The 20681-nt window shown below is 56.8% G+C and carries 14 protein-coding genes; 2 read left to right on the top strand and 12 right to left on the bottom strand.

The features are described 5' to 3' along the window. Nucleotides 1–1024: hypothetical protein (locus VMJ32_13250; protein ID HTQ39988.1), on the top strand; the 1024-nt coding region annotated here is incomplete at its 5' end. 263 nt (nucleotides 1025–1287) lie between these two features. Here the strand turns inward: VMJ32_13250 and VMJ32_13255 are convergent. From VMJ32_13255 to VMJ32_13295, 9 genes are all read right to left on the bottom strand, one after another. After that, entirely contained in the window at nucleotides 1288–2502 is a 1215-nt protein-coding gene (locus VMJ32_13255; protein ID HTQ39989.1) for a 2,3-bisphosphoglycerate-independent phosphoglycerate mutase, read from the bottom strand. Between the two features lie 87 nt (nucleotides 2503–2589). Continuing rightward, nucleotides 2590–3912: a Fe-S cluster assembly protein SufD gene (gene sufD, locus VMJ32_13260; GenBank protein HTQ39990.1), complete on the bottom strand. Its 1323-nt coding sequence runs from the start codon at nucleotides 3910–3912 to the stop codon at nucleotides 2590–2592. Nucleotides 3913–4095: 183 nt separating this feature from the next. Continuing rightward, on the bottom strand, nucleotides 4096–4659 hold the full coding sequence (locus VMJ32_13265; GenBank protein HTQ39991.1) for a hypothetical protein: 564 nt from the start codon (nucleotides 4657–4659) through the stop codon (nucleotides 4096–4098). A 2-nt stretch (nucleotides 4660–4661) separates the two neighbouring features. Beyond that, nucleotides 4662–6068 (bottom strand): Fe-S cluster assembly protein SufB, encoded by a 1407-nt coding sequence (sufB, locus tag VMJ32_13270; protein HTQ39992.1) that lies wholly within the window; start codon nucleotides 6066–6068, stop codon nucleotides 4662–4664. Between the two features lie 195 nt (nucleotides 6069–6263). Continuing rightward, nucleotides 6264–7100: a Fe-S cluster assembly ATPase SufC gene (gene sufC / locus VMJ32_13275; GenBank protein ID HTQ39993.1), complete on the bottom strand. Its 837-nt coding sequence runs from the start codon at nucleotides 7098–7100 to the stop codon at nucleotides 6264–6266. A 142-nt stretch (nucleotides 7101–7242) separates the two neighbouring features. Beyond that, nucleotides 7243–7866 carry an NADH-quinone oxidoreductase subunit B family protein gene (locus VMJ32_13280; protein HTQ39994.1) on the bottom strand — a complete coding sequence of 208 codons (624 nt, stop codon included), beginning with the start codon at nucleotides 7864–7866 and terminating at the stop codon, nucleotides 7243–7245. 83 nt (nucleotides 7867–7949) lie between these two features. Continuing rightward, nucleotides 7950–8579, bottom strand: coding sequence for a winged helix-turn-helix transcriptional regulator (locus VMJ32_13285; protein ID HTQ39995.1), 630 nt, complete (start codon nucleotides 8577–8579; stop codon nucleotides 7950–7952). Nucleotides 8580–8941: 362 nt separating this feature from the next. Next, nucleotides 8942–11608, bottom strand: coding sequence for a hypothetical protein (locus VMJ32_13290; protein ID HTQ39996.1), 2667 nt, complete (start codon nucleotides 11606–11608; stop codon nucleotides 8942–8944). A gap of 289 nt (nucleotides 11609–11897) precedes the next feature. Beyond that, nucleotides 11898–12953 (bottom strand): tRNA-dihydrouridine synthase, encoded by a 1056-nt coding sequence (locus tag VMJ32_13295; protein ID HTQ39997.1) that lies wholly within the window; start codon nucleotides 12951–12953, stop codon nucleotides 11898–11900. A gap of 128 nt (nucleotides 12954–13081) precedes the next feature. Here VMJ32_13295 and VMJ32_13300 point away from each other — a divergent pair, with 128 nt between their 5' ends. Next, nucleotides 13082–13480 carry a thioesterase family protein gene (locus VMJ32_13300; GenBank protein ID HTQ39998.1) on the top strand — a complete coding sequence of 133 codons (399 nt, stop codon included), beginning with the start codon at nucleotides 13082–13084 and terminating at the stop codon, nucleotides 13478–13480. A gap of 78 nt (nucleotides 13481–13558) precedes the next feature. Here VMJ32_13300 and VMJ32_13305 read toward each other — a convergent pair whose 3' ends face one another. From VMJ32_13305 to VMJ32_13315, 3 genes are all read right to left on the bottom strand, one after another. After that, nucleotides 13559–15604, bottom strand: coding sequence for a hypothetical protein (locus VMJ32_13305; GenBank protein HTQ39999.1), 2046 nt, complete (start codon nucleotides 15602–15604; stop codon nucleotides 13559–13561). Between the two features lie 153 nt (nucleotides 15605–15757). Beyond that, nucleotides 15758–18442 carry a hypothetical protein gene (locus VMJ32_13310; GenBank protein HTQ40000.1) on the bottom strand — a complete coding sequence of 895 codons (2685 nt, stop codon included), beginning with the start codon at nucleotides 18440–18442 and terminating at the stop codon, nucleotides 15758–15760. Between the two features lie 215 nt (nucleotides 18443–18657). Continuing rightward, entirely contained in the window at nucleotides 18658–20613 is a 1956-nt protein-coding gene (locus tag VMJ32_13315; GenBank protein ID HTQ40001.1) for a preprotein translocase subunit SecA, read from the bottom strand. Nucleotides 20614–20681 lie beyond the last annotated feature (68 nt).

Genomic DNA, 20681 nt, shown 5'->3' on the forward strand with positions numbered 1-20681 from the left:
GAACGAAGCCACGGCGGGCGATATTGCGGCCGTGGTCGGCCTGGAAAACGTGGAAATTGGCGACACGATTGCCGACCTGCAGCAGCCAGTCGCACTGCCGCGGTTGACGGTCGATCCGCCGACGCTGCAAATGGTTTTCGGCGTGAATACTTCGCCGTTTGTCGGCCGCAGCGGCAAGTTTTTAACCACGCGGCACTTGCGGGAGCGGCTGGATCGCGAGCTGGAAAAGAACGTAGCCCTGCGTGTGGAACCGCTGGAAGGCACGGAGCAATTTGTGGTTTCCGGCCGAGGGCTGTTGCATCTTTCGGTGCTGATTGAAATCATGCGGCGCGAAGGTTACGAGTTGTCGATCGGCAAACCGCACGTCATTTTGCGGGAGCATCATGGCGTGACCGAAGAACCGTTTGAATCGCTGGTCATTGAAGTGCCGCACGAGAAGCTGGGGCCGGTGATGGAACTGGTTGGTGCGCGGCGTGGAAAAATGGTCGAAATGCACGGCCGCAGCGAATATGCCCATTTGACGTTTTCGATTCCGGCCCGCGGACTCATCGGCCTGCGAACACGCTTGCTGAACGCCACGCAAGGCACGGCGATTATGCACCATCGGTTTGAAAGTTACCGGCCGATGGAAGGCGAAATTCCCTGCCGCCTGAACGGCGTGCTGGTGTCGATGGCCGCAGGAAAAGTATTCGCCTACGGCCTGAACACGTTGCAGGAGCGGTCAGATTTGTTCATCAAGCCCGGCGACGAAGTGTACGAAGGAATGATCGTAGGCGAAAATGCCCGCAATGAAGACATGATTGTGAACCCGACGAAAGAGAAAAAGCTAAGCAACATGCGCGCGGCAGGAAAAGATGAAAACATTTTGCTGCGGCCGCCGCGAGAAATGACGCTGGAAAGCGCGCTGGAGTACATCGAAGAAGATGAATTGGTGGAAGTCACGCCAGATGCCATCCGGCTGCGCAAAACTGTGCTCTCCGAACACGGCCGCCGGAAATTAGCCCGGGCCGCGGCGGGGGTATAGCGTGTTGAATGAACCGCAGAGACGCAGAGGCACGGAGAAGCAATTTATAAGGAAGGCAGGAAACCACGAAGACACGAAAGACAAATGAAAATATGCTGCTTTGAATTTTGATTGATCAAACTCACAGGCTTGCCTGTGAATACAAAAGCAGAGGGAGATTAGCCCACTCTCGGATTCCTGGGTTCATTTCTTCCTGGTTTCCTTATCCTGTCCGTGTCCTCTCTGCGTCTCTGCGCCTTTGCGGTTCAATCTGCTTCTTGCGACTATGCGCCGTATTTGCCCATGCGGCCGGCATTGGATAGGGCCAGCGGCATGAGATATTTGGCTTCGAATAGACCCAGGCCGCCTCGCAGGGCTTCGCTCTCGCCGAATTTTTGGCAGCCGTCGGTGCGGCACACGTCTGAAACCAGCACCGTCGGAACCGGATGCCAACTGTGACTTTTCAGCTTGGCTGGCGTGCTGTGATCGCCCGTGACAATGAGCACCGTGGGTTTCAGCGCCGTGATGCAGGGCAGGGCATTATCGAGTTCTTCAATCCGCTTCACTTTTGCTGCGAAGTTGCCATCTTCGCCGGTGCTGTCGGTGTATTTGAAGTGCATGAAGAAGAAATCGTACTCGGTCCAATACCGTTTGAGCACGTCGGTTTGCTCGCCGAGCGTTTGGGCGTTGCCGACAATGTCCATGCCCACCAGGCGAGCCAGGCCTTTATACATGGGATACACCGCGATGGCGGCAGCTTTCAGCCCGTACACTTCTTCGTACGTGGGAAGCTTCGGTTTTTCGGCAAAGCCCCGCAGCGTGAGACCGTTGGCTTTGGTTTCACCAGCGAGAATTTTGCGTGCCTGCGAGATGAACTCTTTGGCCACCTGCGCCGTTTTTTCGCTGCCCGGTTTGGCGACGGGATCGAGCGGCGGCACGCCGGTGGCTTGGGGATCGGTATCTGCCACGTCGCCGCCCAGGCCCTGTCCGCGGAAAACGACGACAAAGCGATGTTCCTTCACCGGTCGCACAAATACTTCCACGCCGGGAATTTTGACGGCGCCCAGTTTGTCGGCCAGCGGTGCGCTTTCTTCGCTGGCGAAGCGGCCGGCCCGGCGGTCGCTGATTTTTCCGGCCGCATCGAGCGTGCAATAATTGCCGCGCACCGCCACGTCGTGCGGGCCCAGCTCGAAACCAATACCCGTGGCTTCCAGCGCGCCGCGGCCAATGACGTACTTGAGCGGATCGTAACCGAACAGCGCCAAGTGGCCAGGGCCGCTGCCCGGCGCGATGCCCAGCTTCACCGGAATGCTGCCGCCGCAGACGCCGCGCTGGGCCAGCTCATCGAGATGCGGCGTCTTGGCCGCTTCCAGTTCCGTCGGCCCGCCCGGATCCATCGGTAAGCCGCCTAAACCATCGGCGACGAGGAGCACAATTTTGGAATCGTTTTTACAGTGCAGCGAGCGCGTCAGCTCGTGCATGTCGAAATCGGTGTTCATCGCAAATCCAGCGCGCGGTGAAAAATCAGCTTAGACAACGCCGCTATTGGACACTGCGGGCAGCAATCGGGCAAGAGGCCGCGAATTTCATGCGTATTCGCGGATGCGGCGGCCGATGGCTTCGCCCAATGCTTCACGCACGCTGTCGATGGTGATGCGGTCGAACACTTGCTGGAAGAAGCCGGCCACGACCATCCGCGTGGCTTCCTTACGAGTCAGACCCCGGCACTGTGCGTAAAAAATCATTTCGTCGTCCACCCGGCCGGTAGTGGAACCGTGCGTGCAGCGGACATCGTCGGCCTGAATTTCCAAGCCGGGAATGGAATCGGCCCGGGCATGGTCGGAAAGCATCAGGTTGTCGTTGCGCTGGTAGCCGTCAGTTTTTTGAGCGCCGTGGTCGACTTTGATCATCCCGCGCCATACCAGCCGCGATTGATCTTGCAGTGCGCCTTTGTACAACAAATCGCTTTTGCAATACGGGGCCTGATGATGCTGCAACGTGTGATACGACAAATGCTGCTTGCCTTCGGTGAACATGACACCGTTCACCTGGGCGTGGGCATCGGAACCGGCCAGCGCCACATGCTGATTGACTTTGGCCAGCCGCGCGCCCAGCGCGCCAATGGTCCATTGCAGTTGCCCGCCGGCTTCGACGATCGCTTTTTGATGGGCGAAATGCCACACGCCGGTGCCCCAATTTTGCAGATTCACGTAGCGGAGCTTCGCGCCGGGACCGACGATCAGCTCGATCGCGCCGCAGTGGAGACCCGGATGCGCATCGCTAACATTTTCCGCTAATATGGTGGCTTCTGCGCCGTCTTCGAGAATGATTAAGGCATGCCCAAAATCCACGCCGCCACCAACGATTTCGGTAACCATGTGGAGAGGTTCATTTACAACCACGCCCTTTGGGACGATTACAAGTATTGCGCCGGACCAGCAAGCTGCATGAAGAGCCGTAAATTTGTCAGCTCGAAAATTAACAGCGTGAAATAAATATCTCTTGATAATGCCTTCGTATTTTGGGTCATGCACCAACGAGTCGAGGCTTCCAAACACTACGCCTCGGGCATCCCATTTCGGATTAAGACTTGAGAAATACAAGTGATTATTCGTAGTAATATGCTGACCACCAAGTGACACACCATGGCTTAGCAGCCCTTGGTTCGGAACGTGACTTAAGGAGTCGAAATGTGGCAAGCCCGTCCGGTCGAGCCCAAAGTTTTCTAGCCGGAACAGGCGGATGTCGGTGCGCATCCATTCTTCGTCGGCTCGACTGGGAAGCGGTAAATCTTGAAATATCTGCCAAGCTGTGCGGCGGGCCTTGAGAAGCCAATCGGGTTCCTGGCGAGCGGCGAGAAATTCTTCAAAGGTTTCGCCGCTGAAACCTGTAGAGGAAATAGTACTCATGCAGGACGGCGCCGCTTTCGTTGGATAACTTTGCCATTACGCTGGACTTGGCCTTTGCTATTAATCAGTCCACTGTCCAACAGCGATTTGAACTGCTCGCTACGTGGTTTCTGGTGCGCCTTTGCGACAATGCGCTTGGATTTATCGATCAATTCTCTGTCAAGATTCGACGACATAGGTCACCTATATGTTATGGAAATCCCGCAGTTGAATACATGTTGGGTCGCGGACTGCAATTTGAATATGGGTTTGGCGACGAATAAACGATCCAGGGAACACTGGTTCTCCTTCTTCAAACGGACAACGCACCGTTTGATACTCAATAACCTCGTCTCCTAAACCATTTTCCATCAAATTGAGGAACTGTTTTATAACCAGACAATCAAGGTCTCGTAGCTTGCCTCGATTTCTAGGCAACGGCAACGCCTGTTCTTGGAACAATTCTGCCAAACTTTCGTAAGTATCGCGCAATACATCCAGGTATTCAGTATCTGTTAAGTCGAAACATCTTCCAAGAGAGATGTCGGCTTCGATAATCATCGGATCCGCAATGTTGCGTAAAGGATCGACAGCAAATTCCCTCGCTCTTCGTAAACTACCTTCCCAAAAATATATGCCCGGCCCCAACCAGTCGTATTGATTTTCACTCGGAACCCAATCGTCGATTATAAGCATCCCATCGCGTAGCTCTTCGGCAAATGAACGTTCACAAGCATGAAAGCCAATGACGTTTTGCGCGATTGTCACAATTACCCCACCGAGCCTTCCATTTGCAGCTCGATCAGGCGGTTCATTTCCACGGCGTATTCCATCGGCAGCTCTTTCACCAACGGCTCGATGAAACCGGAGACGATCATCGTGCTGGCCTCGGCTTCTGACAGGCCGCGGCTTTGCAGGTAGAACAATTGCTCCTCGCTGATGCGGGACACGCTGGCCTCGTGGCCAAGCTGGACGTTTTGCTCGTCGACTTCGATATACGGATACGTGTCGCTGCGGCTTTTGGAGTCGAGAATCAGGGCGTCGCACACCACGTTCGATTTGGCTCGTTTCGCGCCGCGCTCCACTTTGACCAGGCCGCGATAACTGGCGCGGCCGCCGTTTTTGGAAATGCTTTTGCTGATGATGCGTCCGGATGTGTCGGGAGCACAGTGAACCAACTTCGCGCCGGCATCTTGATGCTGGCCGTGCGAGGCGAAGGCGATCGACAAAATTTCACCCCGCGCGCCCGGCTCCATCATGTACACGGCCGGATATTTCATCGTCAGGCGGCTGCCCAGGTTGCCGTCGATCCATTCCATCAGCGCGCCTTCATAAGCTAGGGCCCGCTTGGTGACGAGGTTGTAAATGTTGTTGGCCCAATTTTGGATGGTGGTGTAACGGCAGCGGGCGTGCTTGTTCACCACAATTTCCACCACGGCCGAGTGCAGGCTCTCGGTGGTATACATGGGAGCGGTGCAGCCTTCCACATAATGCACTTGGGCCCCTTCGTCGACAATGATCAGCGTGCGTTCGAACTGGCCCATGCTTTCGGCGTTGATGCGGAAATAAGCTTGCAGCGGGAATTCGATTTTCACTCCCTTGGGCACGTAAATGAATGACCCACCCGACCACACCGCCGAATTGAGTGCGGCGAATTTGTTGTCCGCCGGCGGGATGATGGTGGCGAAATACTTGCGGACCAATTCGGGATGTTCGCGGACCGCCGAATCGGTATCGGTGAAAATCACGCCTTGCCGGGCCAGGTCTTCCTTGAGCGAACCGTAAATCACTTCGCTTTCAAACTGAGCTTTGACGCCGGCGAGATATTTTTTCTCGGCCTCGGGAATGCCCAGGCGGTCGAAGGTCTTTTTGATTTCCTCGGGAACTTCGTCCCAAGTTTTGCCCTGCTCGTTGGTGGGCTTCAGGTAGTAGTAGATGTCCTGGAAATCGAGACTGATGTTGCCGCCCCAGCGCGGCATGGGCTTGGAGTTGAAAATCTCCAGCGCATTCAGGCGGAACTGCCGCATCCAATCCGGCTCCCCCTTGATGTCGGAAATTTGATTGACGACGGCGGCATCCAGCCCCTTGCGGGCTTTGAACACGGCCTTGGACTCCGTACGGAAATCGTACTTGTTGATTTCAGCCGGAACGGAGGTATCAAGCACTTCAGTAGACATATTTGGTTCTCCTTAAAAAGGAGACATGGGTTTTAAATATAAATTGAACCGCAGAGACGCAGAGGCACGGAGCAACAAAAATGGGAACGATAGCAATTGCCTTTTGCCACTTTGCCAATTTAATTCATTCGCATTCATTGTGGCCAAAGTTCTTTCTTCTCTGCGTCTCTGCGACTCTGCGGTTAAATGTTCCGTTCATGTAATTCCGGCCGGCTCCTTGGCGGTCATCGCTTTTTCTTCCGCGGCGGCGTCGGGGTAGGCTTGGCGGATGCGTTCGTAACCTTTCTTGTGTAATTCTGCTGCAAGTTCTGGGCCGCCCGTTTCCACAATCCGGCCGCCGAGCATCACATGAGTTTTCAGCGGTGTGTTGTGTTCCAGCAGTTGCTCGTGATGGGTGATAATTAAAATGCCCATAGCCGCGCCGCCGATTTCGGCGATGCTTTGGCTGGCCAGGCGGACAGCGTCGGCGTCAAGCCCGCTGTCGGTTTCGTCCAAAATGGCGAACTTGGGCTGCAACATAGCCAGTTGCAGGATTTCGGCCCGTTTCATTTCGCCGCCAGAAAAACCCTCGTTCACATAGCGGCGGGCGAACTCGGCGTTGATTTTAAGTTGTTCCATCTTGGAGCGGAGTTCGGTGCGAAACTCCTTCATGGGAATCAGCTCTTCCCCTTCTTTGCGATCGGGCCGGCGCACATTGGTGGCGGCGTGACGCAAAAAGTCGGCCATTTTCACGCCGGGAATCGCCATCGGCCGCTGGAAGGCCAGGAAAATTCCGTGGCGGGCGCGTTCATTCGGCTCCATTGACAGGACGTCGTGAACTTTGCCTTCGGCGTCGATCAGTTCGACTTTGCCACTGGTTACTTCGTAACCGGGATGACCGGCGATGGCGTAACCTAGCGTGCTTTTTCCGGAACCGTTAGGGCCCATCAGGGCGTGAACTTCGCCGCGGCGAATTTCCAAATTGACCCCTTTGAGAATCGGCTTACCGCCTACGGAGACGTGCAAATCGGTAATGCGGAGTGCTACGGGCATGGCGGTGGGTTTGGTGATGGCGACCATAGTTTGTGGAAATGTCTAATGCCTAATGACGATTAAATGTCCAATGACCAAATCCCAATGACCAATGGGTGCGCTGCTGACTTGGTCATTCGTGCTTGGTCATTGGTCATTCCGGCTAGCCTGTGATTTTTTGGTGATCGTAAACGGGCGGAAGATCTTCGGGAGCTTGCACGTAACCGCTGTGGTGCGGCACGGGCAATTCGTCTTCGCTTTTTTCGCCCAGGGCGGCAAAGCTCAATTCCGGTGAGGGTTTCCTTGTAAGTTTGTGTCCCTTGATTTTGTCTTGAATTCGCATCAGGCCTTCCAGCAGCGCTTCGGGCCGAGGCGGGCAACCGGGGACGTACACGTCGACCGGCACGACCAAGTCCACGCCTTTCACGACGTGGTAACCCCATTTGAAGTACGGTCCACCGCCGGTCGTGCACGCTCCCATGGCGATGACGAACTTCGGATCGGGCATCATGTTGTACAAGCGGCGCACACGGCTGGCCATTTTGTACGTGACCGTGCCGGCGACAATCATCAAATCAGCCTGGCGAGGCGTGGCGCGGAAGGCGCCGGCGCCGAAACGGTCCATATCGAAGCGGCTGGCGCCGGTGGCCATCATTTCGATCGCGCAACAGGCCAGGCCGAACGTCAGCGGCCAAATGCTCGATTGGCGGGCCCAGTTGATGGCCTGCTCCACTGTAGTAGTGATGACGTTTTCTTCAAACCGACCTTCGATCCAAGGTTGGGTCATAGTTGTTTCAATCCCTTGCTTGCTGGGAACAGGAAATCTATAAGCCCGTTACTATAACTATTCATCAATTCATTTGAAACCGGCTAATTCTTTTCAAAGCGGCAGCAGGTGGCGCCATCCAGGCGGCAATCGCTGAGCCGCACTTTTTCTCCAAGGAGTTCGGTAAATAACATTTTTTCGACGGCGCAAATGCCCCGGTCTTGCTCGGCCAATTCAGGGTACGGGCAAGCGTAGGCTGTGAGCACGGGTAGTGGATCTTTGCGATCGGCGGTTTGACGATGCTCTACGACGAAGGGCAAATTGCGCTCCGCCATGAGATCAGACACATTTTGCATTCGTTCGGCAGTGTTTTGACCTTTCATGCGATCGCCATACAAACCGGCCATCTTTTTGGCGATCCGCTGCAATACGCCGCCGCGAACTTCCGGATTCTTGATCGAACGAACTTCCTGCCACAGTGCCAACGTTAAGTCGGCGAAATTGGAGGCGGTTTGTCGACGGCCCTTTTCGGTGAGCGAATAACGGTGACTGGGCCGGCCCCGAAGTGGCTTGGCGGTTTCTCGTTTAATGATTCCCTGATTCATCAAGCGGTTAAGCCGTTGCCGCACAGCCGTGGCCGTAACGTGCATGGCCGTGGTGAGATCGCCAATGCCCAGCGCGCCGTGCTGCTGGAGCAACTCGATTAAGCCGGTGTCGGAGGTTTCAGTGTGCATGGCCATCGATGCGACCTACGGAAATGCCGCCGGAATCTACTCAATTCTATCCGCTGGGTGATTTTTGACAACTCATTATGTCAAAAATATATCCCGTCTGCAAACGCCTTGATTTTCCGGTGGTGGGCCAATTTGAACATAGCCCGACTGTGTCAGTCGGGAAAAGCGGCTGTCGGAATTTCAAATTGTCCCACCACCAATTTTCCGTCAAAGAATAACGCAGAAATGGCCCGTCAGCGAGGGAAAAGGGGCTCGGGACGAAGGAAGAGACATGCCCGAGTAGAATCCAGAAATTTGAGGAACCGCTGGGTTTGTTTTTAAGGCCAGCAGCTTCGATGGCCACGACGTGGCACGTGCCAAACTTAAAAACTATTTGCACCGCTGACGCTAACAGTGCCGTTGATTACTTTCCCGTCAAGCGTGGTGTCGCCGCTGCCGGTGGCCGGGCTGCTGTGAATGGAGTTGGCAACCACGGTGTTCGAATTCAGAGTTAGCGTAGCGCCCACAGCGTTGGCGGTGCCGCCGCCGAACATTTCGAGAGTGCCGTCGATGCCGTTGCCATCGCCTTGGCCGTCGGTGCCGGTGCTGGCGGGTGTTCCGCCGCCATCGTTTTGGCCGTCGTTTTTACCGTTGCTAACGGTACTGCTCAGCAAATTGCCGGCAATGGTCGAGGAATGGACGGTGGCAGTTCCCGAATTGCCGATGCCACCGCCATAGATTTCGATGTCGCCAAACACGGCGTCGCCACAGTTGATGCCGCAATCGTTGTGGGCGCCGTCGCTTTGGCCGTCGCTGTCGCCATCGTTGTTTCCGTTGGCAATGTTGCTGGTGATCAAATTCGCCACGAGCACGCATTGATCGACATCAAGAATGTCGAAATTCGCAATGCCGCCGCCTTCCATTCCGACGAAGCCGGAAACGGCGTTTCCGTTGGCGCGGCCGTCTTTATCTTCCTGGTTGTTATTGCCGCAGTTGTTGCCGTCCTGGTTGCCGTTTTTGATAATGCTGGTGATGGAGTTGTCGGAAATCGTGCTTGCGCGAACGGTTAAATCGCCATTGTTGCAGATGCCCGCCCCTTGGAGCACGAGTACGGCGTCGGTGTTGACGCTGGCCAGGGCGTCGCCATCGCCGTCGTTGTTGCCATCCATGTTGCCGTTGTTGTTGCCGTTAGTGACGGTACTTTTGATGGAATTAGCCGCCACGACGCAATGGCTGATCGTGTCGGTATTGGTGGAAGATTCGTAGTCGATGCCGCCGCCAGAGATGTACACGTATCCGGCCACACCGTTGCCGTTGTTTTTGCCTTCGCTGTTGCCTAGGCCGGCGTTGTTTTCGCCGTTGCCGTCGCCGTCGTTGTTGCCGTTGGTGATCTTCGAGATGATCGAGTTGGCTGAAATGACGCAATGTGTGATGGTCGCCGAGCCGTCGGTATCGGTGGCTATTGCGCCGCCAAACAGCGTGATATTGCCGGCCACGCCATTGCCGTTAGTGTTGCCGTTATCGTCTTGGGTGTGGACGCCATTGTTGTTGCCGTTGTTGTTGCCGTTGGTGACCGAGCAGACGATGGAATTGGCGACATAGCTGCTGTTGGCAGTGGTGAAAGTACCGTCGTTGTACAGTCCGCCGCCGGCAATGGTGATGTTGCCGTATACACCGTTGCCGTTGTCGCTGCCGTTGTCGGTAGCGGCGACGTCGATGTCGTCGTCCCCGTTATTGTTGCCATTACCGGAGCCATTGGTAATGCTGCAGGTGATGGAATTGGCCGAGAGCGTACAGCGATTGAGGACTGCGGTTGAGTTCACGTCGTTCATCAAACCGCCGCCGAATAGCACGCTGTTACCGTCGACGCCGTTGCCGTTTTCGTTGCCGCCGTGGTTGCCGGTGTCGTCGTCGGACATTCCGCCGTTGCCATTGCCGTTACCGCCGCTGTTGGTTACGGAGAGGAAAATCGAATTGGCAACGATGCTGGTTCCGCTGGCGTTAAGCGTGCCGGCGGCGTTGTAAATGCCTCCGCCGTAAACCGTAATACCATCGACAACGCTGACGATGCCGTTGCCGTTTTGGTTGCCACTGCTGGTGCCGTCGCTGCTATCGCCGTTGCTGTTGCCGTTTTCGCTGCCGTTGACCACCGTGCATCCGGCGCGGTTTCCGGAGATCACGTCGTTGGTCAAGGTGGCGGTGTTGCCAAAATTGTAAATTCCGCCTCCCTCGATGAGGATACTGTCCCAGTCGCCGTTGCCGTTAAGGTTGCCGTTGTCAGTGGTGCCGGGATCGTCGCCGTTGCCGTTGAAATTTCCGTTGCCGATGCTCGCGTTCTTGTTGCCATTGGTGATGGTGCAGGTGGCGGAATTATTCGACACTACGCTGGCAGTGATCGTTAAGGCGCCCGAAGCGTTGTAAATTGCGCCGCCGGCGATGAACGGCTTGGCAATCCCCCCGTTCCCGTTGTCGTCGCCATTGTCGTTGGTCGTCGCGCCACTTCCTTGGTTGTTCCCCTGGTCAACTCCGTTGATGAGGGTAAACGCTACCGAGTTGCCCTTGAGGATGCTATTGTTCACCGTGGTAACGCCCGCGGTAAAAATGGCGCCTCCGGTCAGTGAAAAGTCTGTGCTGAAAAAAGAATTGGCCGTCAAACTTGCCGAGTTGCCGGTGAGGATGGCGGCATTGAGCTTGAGCGTGGCGTTCTGCTCGACAAAGATCGCGCCTCCTTGGTACGAACCAGGCACGGCGCCGGATTCCAAGCCGTTTTTCAACGTGATCGTTTTCAACGACAGGGTGGCGCCCGATTCGACGTCGAAGAAGCGGAAATCGGAATTACCGCTGCTGGTGCTGCGGGCCAGAATATGGCCGACGCCGTTGATGGTAAGATTGTCGCCGGTGGTAATGGCTGGCAAGCCGTTGAAGCCGTCGCTGGTGTTGTCGGCCGTCGACTCGAACAGCGTAATGTTCTTGCCGAGAGTGATAGTGTTGTTCCCGCCAGCGGCGTTGGCGGCGTTGATGGCGGCAATCAAACCGGCCTGGGTAGTCACGGTTGCAAGGAGGCGCCGGCCTTCGAGCGTTTCAAAGCATCGCCGCGAACGAGCAAATGGCAAATGGGAGCATCGCGTGTTTTTCCGCGGCGTTATTTTTTGGCGAGGAAATAGTCTGTCGAAAGAATTCCAGAAAGTGGAAAACATAGTTTGCCTTTCGCAAAGTTGCCGTTCGCAGCGTGCCCGATCGATTGCTGATTGCTGAGACCGCCAGCGGTATGCTCGCAGTCTGGCAAGCTGCGATGCCTTTGTCAACGAAATTGCCGCAAAATTTGCGACCGAGGGGCCGCTAAGATGTCGGGAAGAAGCGTTCCACAGCGTCGTTGAACTCCGCCGGAGTAGATACCCGCGCCACGCTGGCGCGAAAGTCGCGCGCACCGCGGCGGCCTTGAGCGTAGCAACATGCGAACTTGCGCATCAAAACCGTGCCCCGCTCAGCACCGAATCGCTGGCAGACTAATCGGTAATGATGATCAAGCAGGTCACGCTCTTCGTCCGGGGTAGGATCGGGCGGAATTGATTCGCCGCCAAGCGCCGCCGCACATTGGCGGAACAGCCACGGCTTACCCAGCGCAGCCCGGGCAATCATCACCCCATCGACGCCGTAATTTTGAAAGGCGTGGAGCACCGCTTGGGGCGAATCTAAATCGCCGTTGCCAATCAGCGGCATGCGTTTCAAATGCGGTTTGATCGATGCAATCCGCTGCCAATCGGCTTGCCCTTTGAAAAAATCTTGGGCCGTGCGGCCATGCACGGTAAGTGCCGCCGCGCCGGCCGATTCAATCGTCGTGGCAATTTCGACGGCAGTAATGTTGTCGCGTGTGCAGCCCAGGCGAATTTTGGCCGTGACTGGCGTTGGACGGCATGCCTGCACCACCCGCTCCACAATGCGGCCCACGCGCTGAGGATCTCGCAGTAAATACGAACCACTGTGAGCGCGCTGGGCGACGTCTTTCACCGGGCAACCGAAGTTGATGTCGACTACGCTGACTTTGTATTCCGTCGCCAAGCGATGACCCACGGCAGCCAGGGTTTCCGGATCGTTATCCCACATTTGCACGGCCAGCGGACGCGCTTCTTCCGCCACGCCCCACAGCCGATCAGGCGCTTCGGGCTGCTCTTTCTGATTCATCCAGGAGAACGCGCGGGCGGAAACCATTTCGGTGGCTTGCAGGCCGACGCCGCCAAATTCACGCACGACCTGCCGATAAGCGTAGTTCGTGAAACCCGCCATGGGGGCCTGCAACAACGGCGGATCGACCACCAGCGAGCCGATGCGCAACGGGCGAATTTCCGGCAGCACCCCGAACGCCGATTCTGTATGATTGGGCGGCGGCAAGGTCATGGGCGGAATGCGCATGGGTGCTATCCTACATTGCGGCGGTTGGCGCAAGGAAGACCTTTGCCCTATCGCTGTTTTCACGAAACATTTGCCCAATTGTCTCTAGTCATTTATTTGCGAGCATCACAGCAATGAAATCAACTCTCGTTCCCGGACTGAAAGCAGAGCTACAGCATCATGTGGTAACCCAGGAGCTGCTGAGCACCGTTTATCCTGGTGGTCCGCCTGTGTTTGCCACGCCATTTATGTTGGGGCTGATGGAGCATGCGGCGGCCCGCGCAGTGCATCCGCATTTAGATTCGGGTGAAGCCTCAGTCGGCTACGGTTTCAATTTTCATCATTTAGCGCCTACGCCTGTGGGCGCAACAGTAGTGGCCACCGCCGAAGTGACGGCGGTAGACAAGAACATGGTCACCTTTGCCATTGAAGCCCGTGACGAGGTCGATCTGATCAGCCGCGGCACCCATGTTCGCGCAGTCATCGACATGGAGCGCTTTCTTAAGCGCGTGAAACGGAAATCGCCGGGGTGAAAAATGCGACGTATGCCCAGGCCAAGAAATAGGCATGGCACTTAGCTCAAGCGCGACCAGCGCTCGTGATGGAATGCGTCAGCGGCCTTCGGAGCGATAATCGTAGCGGTTGTCGTATTGATTATTGTAACGATTGTCCGCCGGAGGCATGGCGAAAGGATCGGGCTGCTGGCCTGCGCGGATGGGCGTTTCGATTTCGCGAGTTTGCTGTGGTGCCTCAGCGGATTTCGGCGAAGCGGCCCGCTGCGAAAAGCCAGTTGACGGCGGGATGGAAGAACCAGCGCCCGGCGACGATTGCACCGATTGCAGCGGCTCGGGCTCGATGGGCCGTAAGGTGCTGGGAATCCAACCGTCGTTGCCAGGTGTCGGCGGCGGGGGCAACTGGCGCGCTTTTGCTCCGCGCAAGTTTTCCGGCTCCGCCGATAGGTTGCTGCCGAAAGTGCTGATTGCTGCTTTATCGGGCACGGCCGATAACCGCTCCGTAGGTTTGGAATGGATCAGCATGGCGACGAATTTTTCCGGCGACGTGCCGGGGGGCGCCGCGGCGGCGGCATACTCGGCAACGTCAAGATTGTACTTCAATACAGCGTTCAAGAATTCGCGACGCTGGTTGTGCAAATCGTTAATACAACTGAGCACCGTGCCCAAATCCACTTCGCTTTTGGCATGCGCTTGCTCGGCATAGTGAATGGCACTGGCGGCAGATTGGACAGCGGCGGCGCGGTCGCTGATGGTCCGGCAGCAGGCGGGCAACGTGCGGTCAATTTCCCAAGCCCGCTCGTTTTCGCGGCCGGCAAAAATCTGGCTGTAGAAGGTGTTGTAGGGGGCGACGAGTGGCACATCCGTGGGACTGTACGTGGCGGTAACGGCAAAGTTGTGCGTGGCGATGCCGATGGCTGCCCAGGCTTTGGCCAAATCCAGTTCGGCGTCGGTCACGCGCGCGGCCGCGGCGGCGCGAGCCGTGCTGAGGATGGGACCTTCCACGGCGCCCAGCTTGCGGGCCACGGCAATTTCTTCCAGGCGTTTTTCCTCATCCTGGGCCCAATTAATGCTGGCAGAAGCCACGCTAAACCGCCAATAAGCTTGCACGGCGGCCACGCGCTGCGATTCCGGACAACGAGCAAGCAGTTGGCTAATCGACAGCGAATCGGAATGGCCGGCCGATGAATCTAGCGCGGTGGACAGCAATTCGGCGGCGGCGCGGGCGGCAGCCTGCTGACCCAAGTCGATTGTGCTTTCTGAAGTTTGCGTATTAGACGGGACCACTTCCGCGTCGCTAATCGCAGGCCGATTGCCTGCGGGCATGGTTCGAATGAGCGTGCCAGAAGGGGCGGATTGGCTTTGATTTTCAGGCCGTTCGTCTGCAACTTTGTTGGTGGGAATTGAATCGCTGGGGGGCGCGGCTAGTTGGACGGGAGCGTTCAGCGGTTGCAATCCTTCTGGCCGGTCGCCTGGAATTTCGGAATTACCGTTGGTGTTAGGGGCCGGGCCAATTGGCGCGATCGGCTGGTCGTACTGGGCCGGCAGCACGCCGGATGGAACTACCGTGGTGGTCGCCGCCGGCGGCGGGGAAGCGGGATTAAGAGGAACTGCTCCCGCGACTTGCGATGGGGTAAGTGTTGCAGGCGCAACGTCCGTCAATGGGGCAGGCGCCTCGGTCGGGGAGACCGCGGTGGTCGCCGTTGGGCTGAGTCCAGACGCGGTGGTTGGCGTGACCCCCGGCGCGGCGCTTTGGGGACCTGCAAGTGTCGAAGGCGGAATCATGACAGAAGCCGCTGGCGGCGCGGCCGCCGTCGCCGGCGGGTTGCGGCGCTTCATCACCGATACCAGCGGTCGGGGCGGCGGATTCGAAGTGTTGGCATCCGTCGGCGGTGCTATGGCGATGCTGGCCGGCGCTTGTGCTGGAGGACCAGGAAGGTTCAGCGGGGCTGCTTGAGCCGTCGCTGGATTCCAGAGCGGAGCCTCGCCGGCATTTTGCGCCGAGTCGGGAATGCGATAGATAGGCGGCAACGGGTTAGCGCCGCCCGTGACGGCGCTGCCGTTCATGACGCTGCCTGCATCGTCGGCCGCGCTGAGTTGAGCAAACAGCATCCATGCCACACAAATCAGCGATGAAAGTTTCATCGGGACCACCTCATATGGTCGAAGAACCGCCCGCAGGCGGGAAATCCATTTCGCGGCCCATCAACTTGACACACCCGGCTTGTGGGGTCAATTGCAGTCGGCGTGCTAGCATGACGCCGGGCCAGGATCGAAGGGAGAGGAACCAGATTTTGTTTAATTCTCGTCCCAATCGGAAATTAGTGAATCAATCAATTTTGGTTTCAACGATGTAGCACTCAAATGCGCAACGGACGAACTGGTCGAGGTGTTCGTGGAGTGAATCAAGCTGCTCGCCAAAGCGCCGCTTGCCGTCGAAGTGCTGGCCACGCTGACCTGCGTTGAGCTGGATGGCGGATAAGTCGACGTTGAGGTTGCATTTGTTGTGACGCTGGAGGAAATCGCCGGGCTCGAAATGCTGTGTGAGAGCGCATTGACCACCACCGCCACATTCACTGCTTGATTGAAGGCCACCGGGTTGGAAGATATTCCGTTGGCAATCACGACCAAACTATACGAACCGGCGGGCATGCCCGAGGGCAAAGTGAATTGAGTTGTCTCCGACGTGGCGCCGGTTTGTACGCCCGAGCTGCTCCAATTGAAGGTGCGAGCATAGTAAACCAAACCGGTAACGGTGTTGGTAAGCCGGACGATCGGATAATTGCTGGCGTTGGCGGTAATATCGCCCGATGAAGAACCATCTGACATACCCGTCAATTGCAGGCCGGTTACCGTAAAGGTGCCATCCATATTATCGACAACACTTTGGACGATCGGGCGCAAACTGTTTTGAATGGTGCTTACAGTCGGCGTATAAATTTGTAATGTGCTTGGCCCTCCAATTAGTACCTGGCCGGTCGGTAAATCGAGCATGCTGAAACGGTCGGCATTGGCAATGGCCAGGGACGTGGGAGTGACGTCCGTGAAGACTTTAGTTGTGGGATTAAGTTCATATAGGAAGGTGGGGGAGGGAAACGTGTAACTGGCTCCCGTGAGATCGAACGTCATCGGATCGTACGTGTAATTGACAATGCCTTCGGGGGACAATGTGATCAAAATATCGCCATTGGGCAGGACCACGCCTGGATTGCCGGTAGCGACCAGCGGAGTAGTAACTGTGTTGATAAGCCGTTCGGGCTCAGCCGGACCGGCAGTCCATGCACCGGCGCCACTATTGGCCGTGGGATCGAAATAGGCGGTGGCTCCATCAGCCCCGAACACAAAGGCTTGCCCATTGGGAAGCAGGAAGGCGGGCCCGACAAAGCCAAGTTGTTCGAAGGTGGCCAGCGCGGCGGCCGGCTTGGTTGTGCTCTGGGTGCTGGCGTCGGTCCACATGCCCGTCGTTGGATCGTAAATTTCGGCGGCTAAGACGTTGTCGGAGCCACCAACCAGCGCATCGTACGAGAGCACATTGCCGTTGGCCAATTTCACCCAAGTATCGCCGCTTTGCACGAAGGGATAAACCGGCGAAGTGGTCGAGCCGCCGGCGCTGGGAGCAGCTTCAAACTCCATGCTGCCGGTTGTAGGGCTCCACGTGCCTGTGGCCGGATCGAACAAATAGGTAGTGTTGGTCGTTGCGGAGCCGGCGAGTACGGTTCCATCGGGTAGTACTTCCGAAGGATTTTGCCCGATGAAAGTTTCTGGAAAATCGCCCACCTGGGTCCAAGTGTCCGCCACAGGATCATAGATTTCTGTGGCGGCCGGGTCGGTCATATCGGTATCGGCCCCGCCATAAATCAGCAGGTCGCCATTTTGCAGCACGTCGGTGGTGGCGCCGAGGCGCGCCACAGGATCTGGCGTAAGCACGGTCCAGGTTCCGTCGGCATAATTCCCGGCCGCGTCGGGAGTGAGCTTGTACCACGCAGTGCTGGCCACACCATTGCCTCCTTGCACCATTACAGAACCGTCTGACAACAGCACCAGGGCTTGAGTACTCGTGGGACCGGATTTGGCGTTTGTGGCCGCCACTTTTTGCCATGTTGGAATCACCGGAAGCGTGATGGTCAGGCTATAGTTGGGGTTAATAGTGCCCATGTAACCGTAGACGTGGATGTAATACGTTCCGGCCGGAAACCCAAAGAGCGAGACCGATTCGCTATTGCCAATTCCCGTGGAGGTGGCGATGGGCTTTGTCGAAGAGATAGCAGGGTTCCACAACTCCAGCTCCAAATCGCCTTGCGATTGCTGGAAGGCAATCGATACCGATTCGGAAGCCGTGCCCGCCGACGTGGTCGTGAACTTGTACCAATCGTCGCCGTCGAGCAGCGCCAAATTGGTGAGCGTTTTCAAAGTATTAAGCGCTCCCAAATTGTAGGCTGTCGCCAGTGTATTATTGTTGGTTTGAGTGGCACTGACCTTTTCGTAAGGATCGTCGATATAAGTGGTGTTGGGACCAGCGATAGCCCACGTGTAGCTTCCCTGCGGTGACCCTATGTTGTTGGTAATTCCCATGTAATAATGGGTGCCCGCAGTCAAAGAAACATTCAACCGACTGTCGGAATTGCTGGACGAGATGTCATTGATGTATTTCAACCGGGTTCCGGTGGCCGAGAAAATTCCCAGCACTGTGTCTAAGTTGCTGTTAGGAGTGGTGGCGGAAATGATGTAGTTGCCGCTGAAGCCGGCCGTGAACGAATAGTAATCCACCTCGCTGTTGACAATGGACGCATTTCCAGAGGCGCTGCTGAGCGCGTTGAGCTTCACAGCTGTGAAGACTTTTGGAACGGGAATGGTCGCGGGGGGGGCTGCCGTCCACGTTAACACCCAGCGATCTTCTAGCGGCTCAAAACTCACACGACGGGGACGAACTGCCGCACGACGTTTTTCCCTCGTTGGAAAATGGAACGGTTTGCGACGAGCCATGGCGTGTTCCTCAATGCAGCACATCAAAAGACGAAATGCCCCCGATCGATCCAGATTAAGAAGTATGGTAACTGGACACAATCCAGATTACAAGCAAATGGTGTCAGAACCGAGAGTTAACGCAATTTGACAGGCCATACATAAGGCCGGGCAAAATGGCTCTGCCATCCCACCGTGAGAGGAGGCGCTAAGCCGTGCAGAGTCTTGATTGAGCTTTAAGCCGGCGAATCGAGATAGGGATCCTGCCCCATTTGGACCAGCACTTTTTTGCGCTCCTTTTCGTGGTACATCAGCGATTTGCGGTCGCTGAAATAACGGCGCTCGATGCGCCGCTGCGCTTTGTGGAACCGTGGAGCCATCTCGTCAAACGGACCTGGAGATTGCTTTCCCAGTTCGCTGAGTCTATTCGCCTTTTTGGGGCCGAGGCCGTACAGCAATATGTCATCGTCCAGCGCTAAATACTGTCGGAACGAACCCGGATCGCCTTGCCGACCACAGCGGCCCACTAGCTGCCGATCGATGCGCGCGGCATCGTGCAGTTCGGTGCAAATGATGTGCAGTCCGCCCAATTCGGCCACGCCTTCACCCAGGCGAATGTCAGTGCCGCGGCCGGCCATATTGGTGGAAACCGTGACGCGGCCCGGTTGCCCGGCCTCGGCGATAATTTTTGCTTCGGTGGCAATTTGCCGGGCGTTGAGCACTTGATGGGGCACATCGGCGGCGGTCAGCAGGGCCGAAAGCTTTTCCGATTTATCGATGGAGCGCGTGCCGATGAGAACGGGCCTGCCTGTTGCGCGCACTTCCAGCACTTCTTGCACGAGGGCCGCAAATTTATCGTCTTCGGTGCCGAAGATGCGGTCTGGCAGCTTAGTACGGATCGGTGGCCGGTGGGTGGGAATCAGCACGACGCCGACTTTGTAAATTTTCCGCAGCTCACGGGCGCTGGTGGCGGCCGTTCCGGTCATGCCCGCCAAGCGCGGGTAACGTAGAAAATAATCTTGAATGGTGACGCGGGCGGCATGGCCGGTAGCGATGGTGACCGGCACGTTTTCCTTGGCTTCGATGGCCTGATGCAAACCGTCACGCCATTTGCGGCCTTCGGACAGACGGCCGGTAAACTCGTCGACAATGACGATTTCCCCTTCGCGGACAACATAGTGGCGATCGAGAATGAACGATTTTTCAGCTCGTACGGCGCGCTCTATGGCATCGTACAACGAGAGCATGCCCACCTGTTCCACCCAGCCGCTCCGCGGCAGGCTGCGAACAAAGCGGCGACCCTCGCCGGTGAGTTCGGCAGTGCGTTTTTCGTAATCGAACTCGTAATGTTCGTCTTCTACCAACTGCGGGGCGGCGGCGGCGCTCCACTTGTATAATTCTGCTTCGGCCTTTTGGGCTTCGTTGGGCAGGGCGCTGATAATGAGCGGCGTGCGAGCTTCGTCGATCAGAATGCTGTCGGCTTCGTCGACAATCACAAAACTGGCCGCGCGTTGCACCGGCTTTTCGCTTTCGGCACTGGAACCCTGACCGATCATTTGGGCCACAATATCGGTTTCGCCTTCCCGCGTGCGGCGCAGCAGCAAACGATCGCGGAGAAAATCGAAACCGAATTCGTTGGCTGTACCGTAGGTAATGTCGCAGGCGTAGGCCTGGCGGCGCTGGTCGGAAGGCATTTGCGATTGAATGACGCCGACCGTCATCCCCAGCGTTTCGTAAATGGGGCGCATCCAGTTGGCGTCGCGCATGGCCAGGTAATCGTTCACTGTGGCCAAATGCACGCCCTCGCCGGTAAGGGCCGCCAAGTATAATGGCAACGTGGCGGTGAGCGTTTTGCCTTCGCCGGTTTGCATTTCGGCAATCGCCCGATGGTGCAACGCAATGCCCCCCAGCAGTTGCACGTCGAAGTGCCGCATGTTCAGCTTGCGGCGACCCGCTTCGCGGACCAAGGCGTAAGCTTCCGGCAGGAGTTGATTCAACGACTCCTGACTCTTGGCCCGATAGCGCAGCGCCAAGCTCCGCTTGCGGATCTCTTCGTCGGTTTGCTGCATCAGTTCTTCTTCCAGCGCGCCGATGGCGGGCACTAATTGTGCCCAATGCGAAAGTTTCCACTTCGTCGGAGCCGTGGGCCACGAAGTGACGCGATCGAGCAGTTCTTGAGAGGCAGCGGGCACGGGCGGCGAAAAAATATGGCCAGTAGTAAGTGGTGAAAGAGGAACTGCGTGGTCCGGCGGCAAAAGAT

The sequence above is a fragment of the Pirellulales bacterium genome (genome assembly GCA_035499655.1).
In the GTDB taxonomy this organism is placed as follows: Bacteria; Planctomycetota; Planctomycetia; order Pirellulales; family JADZDJ01; genus DATJYL01.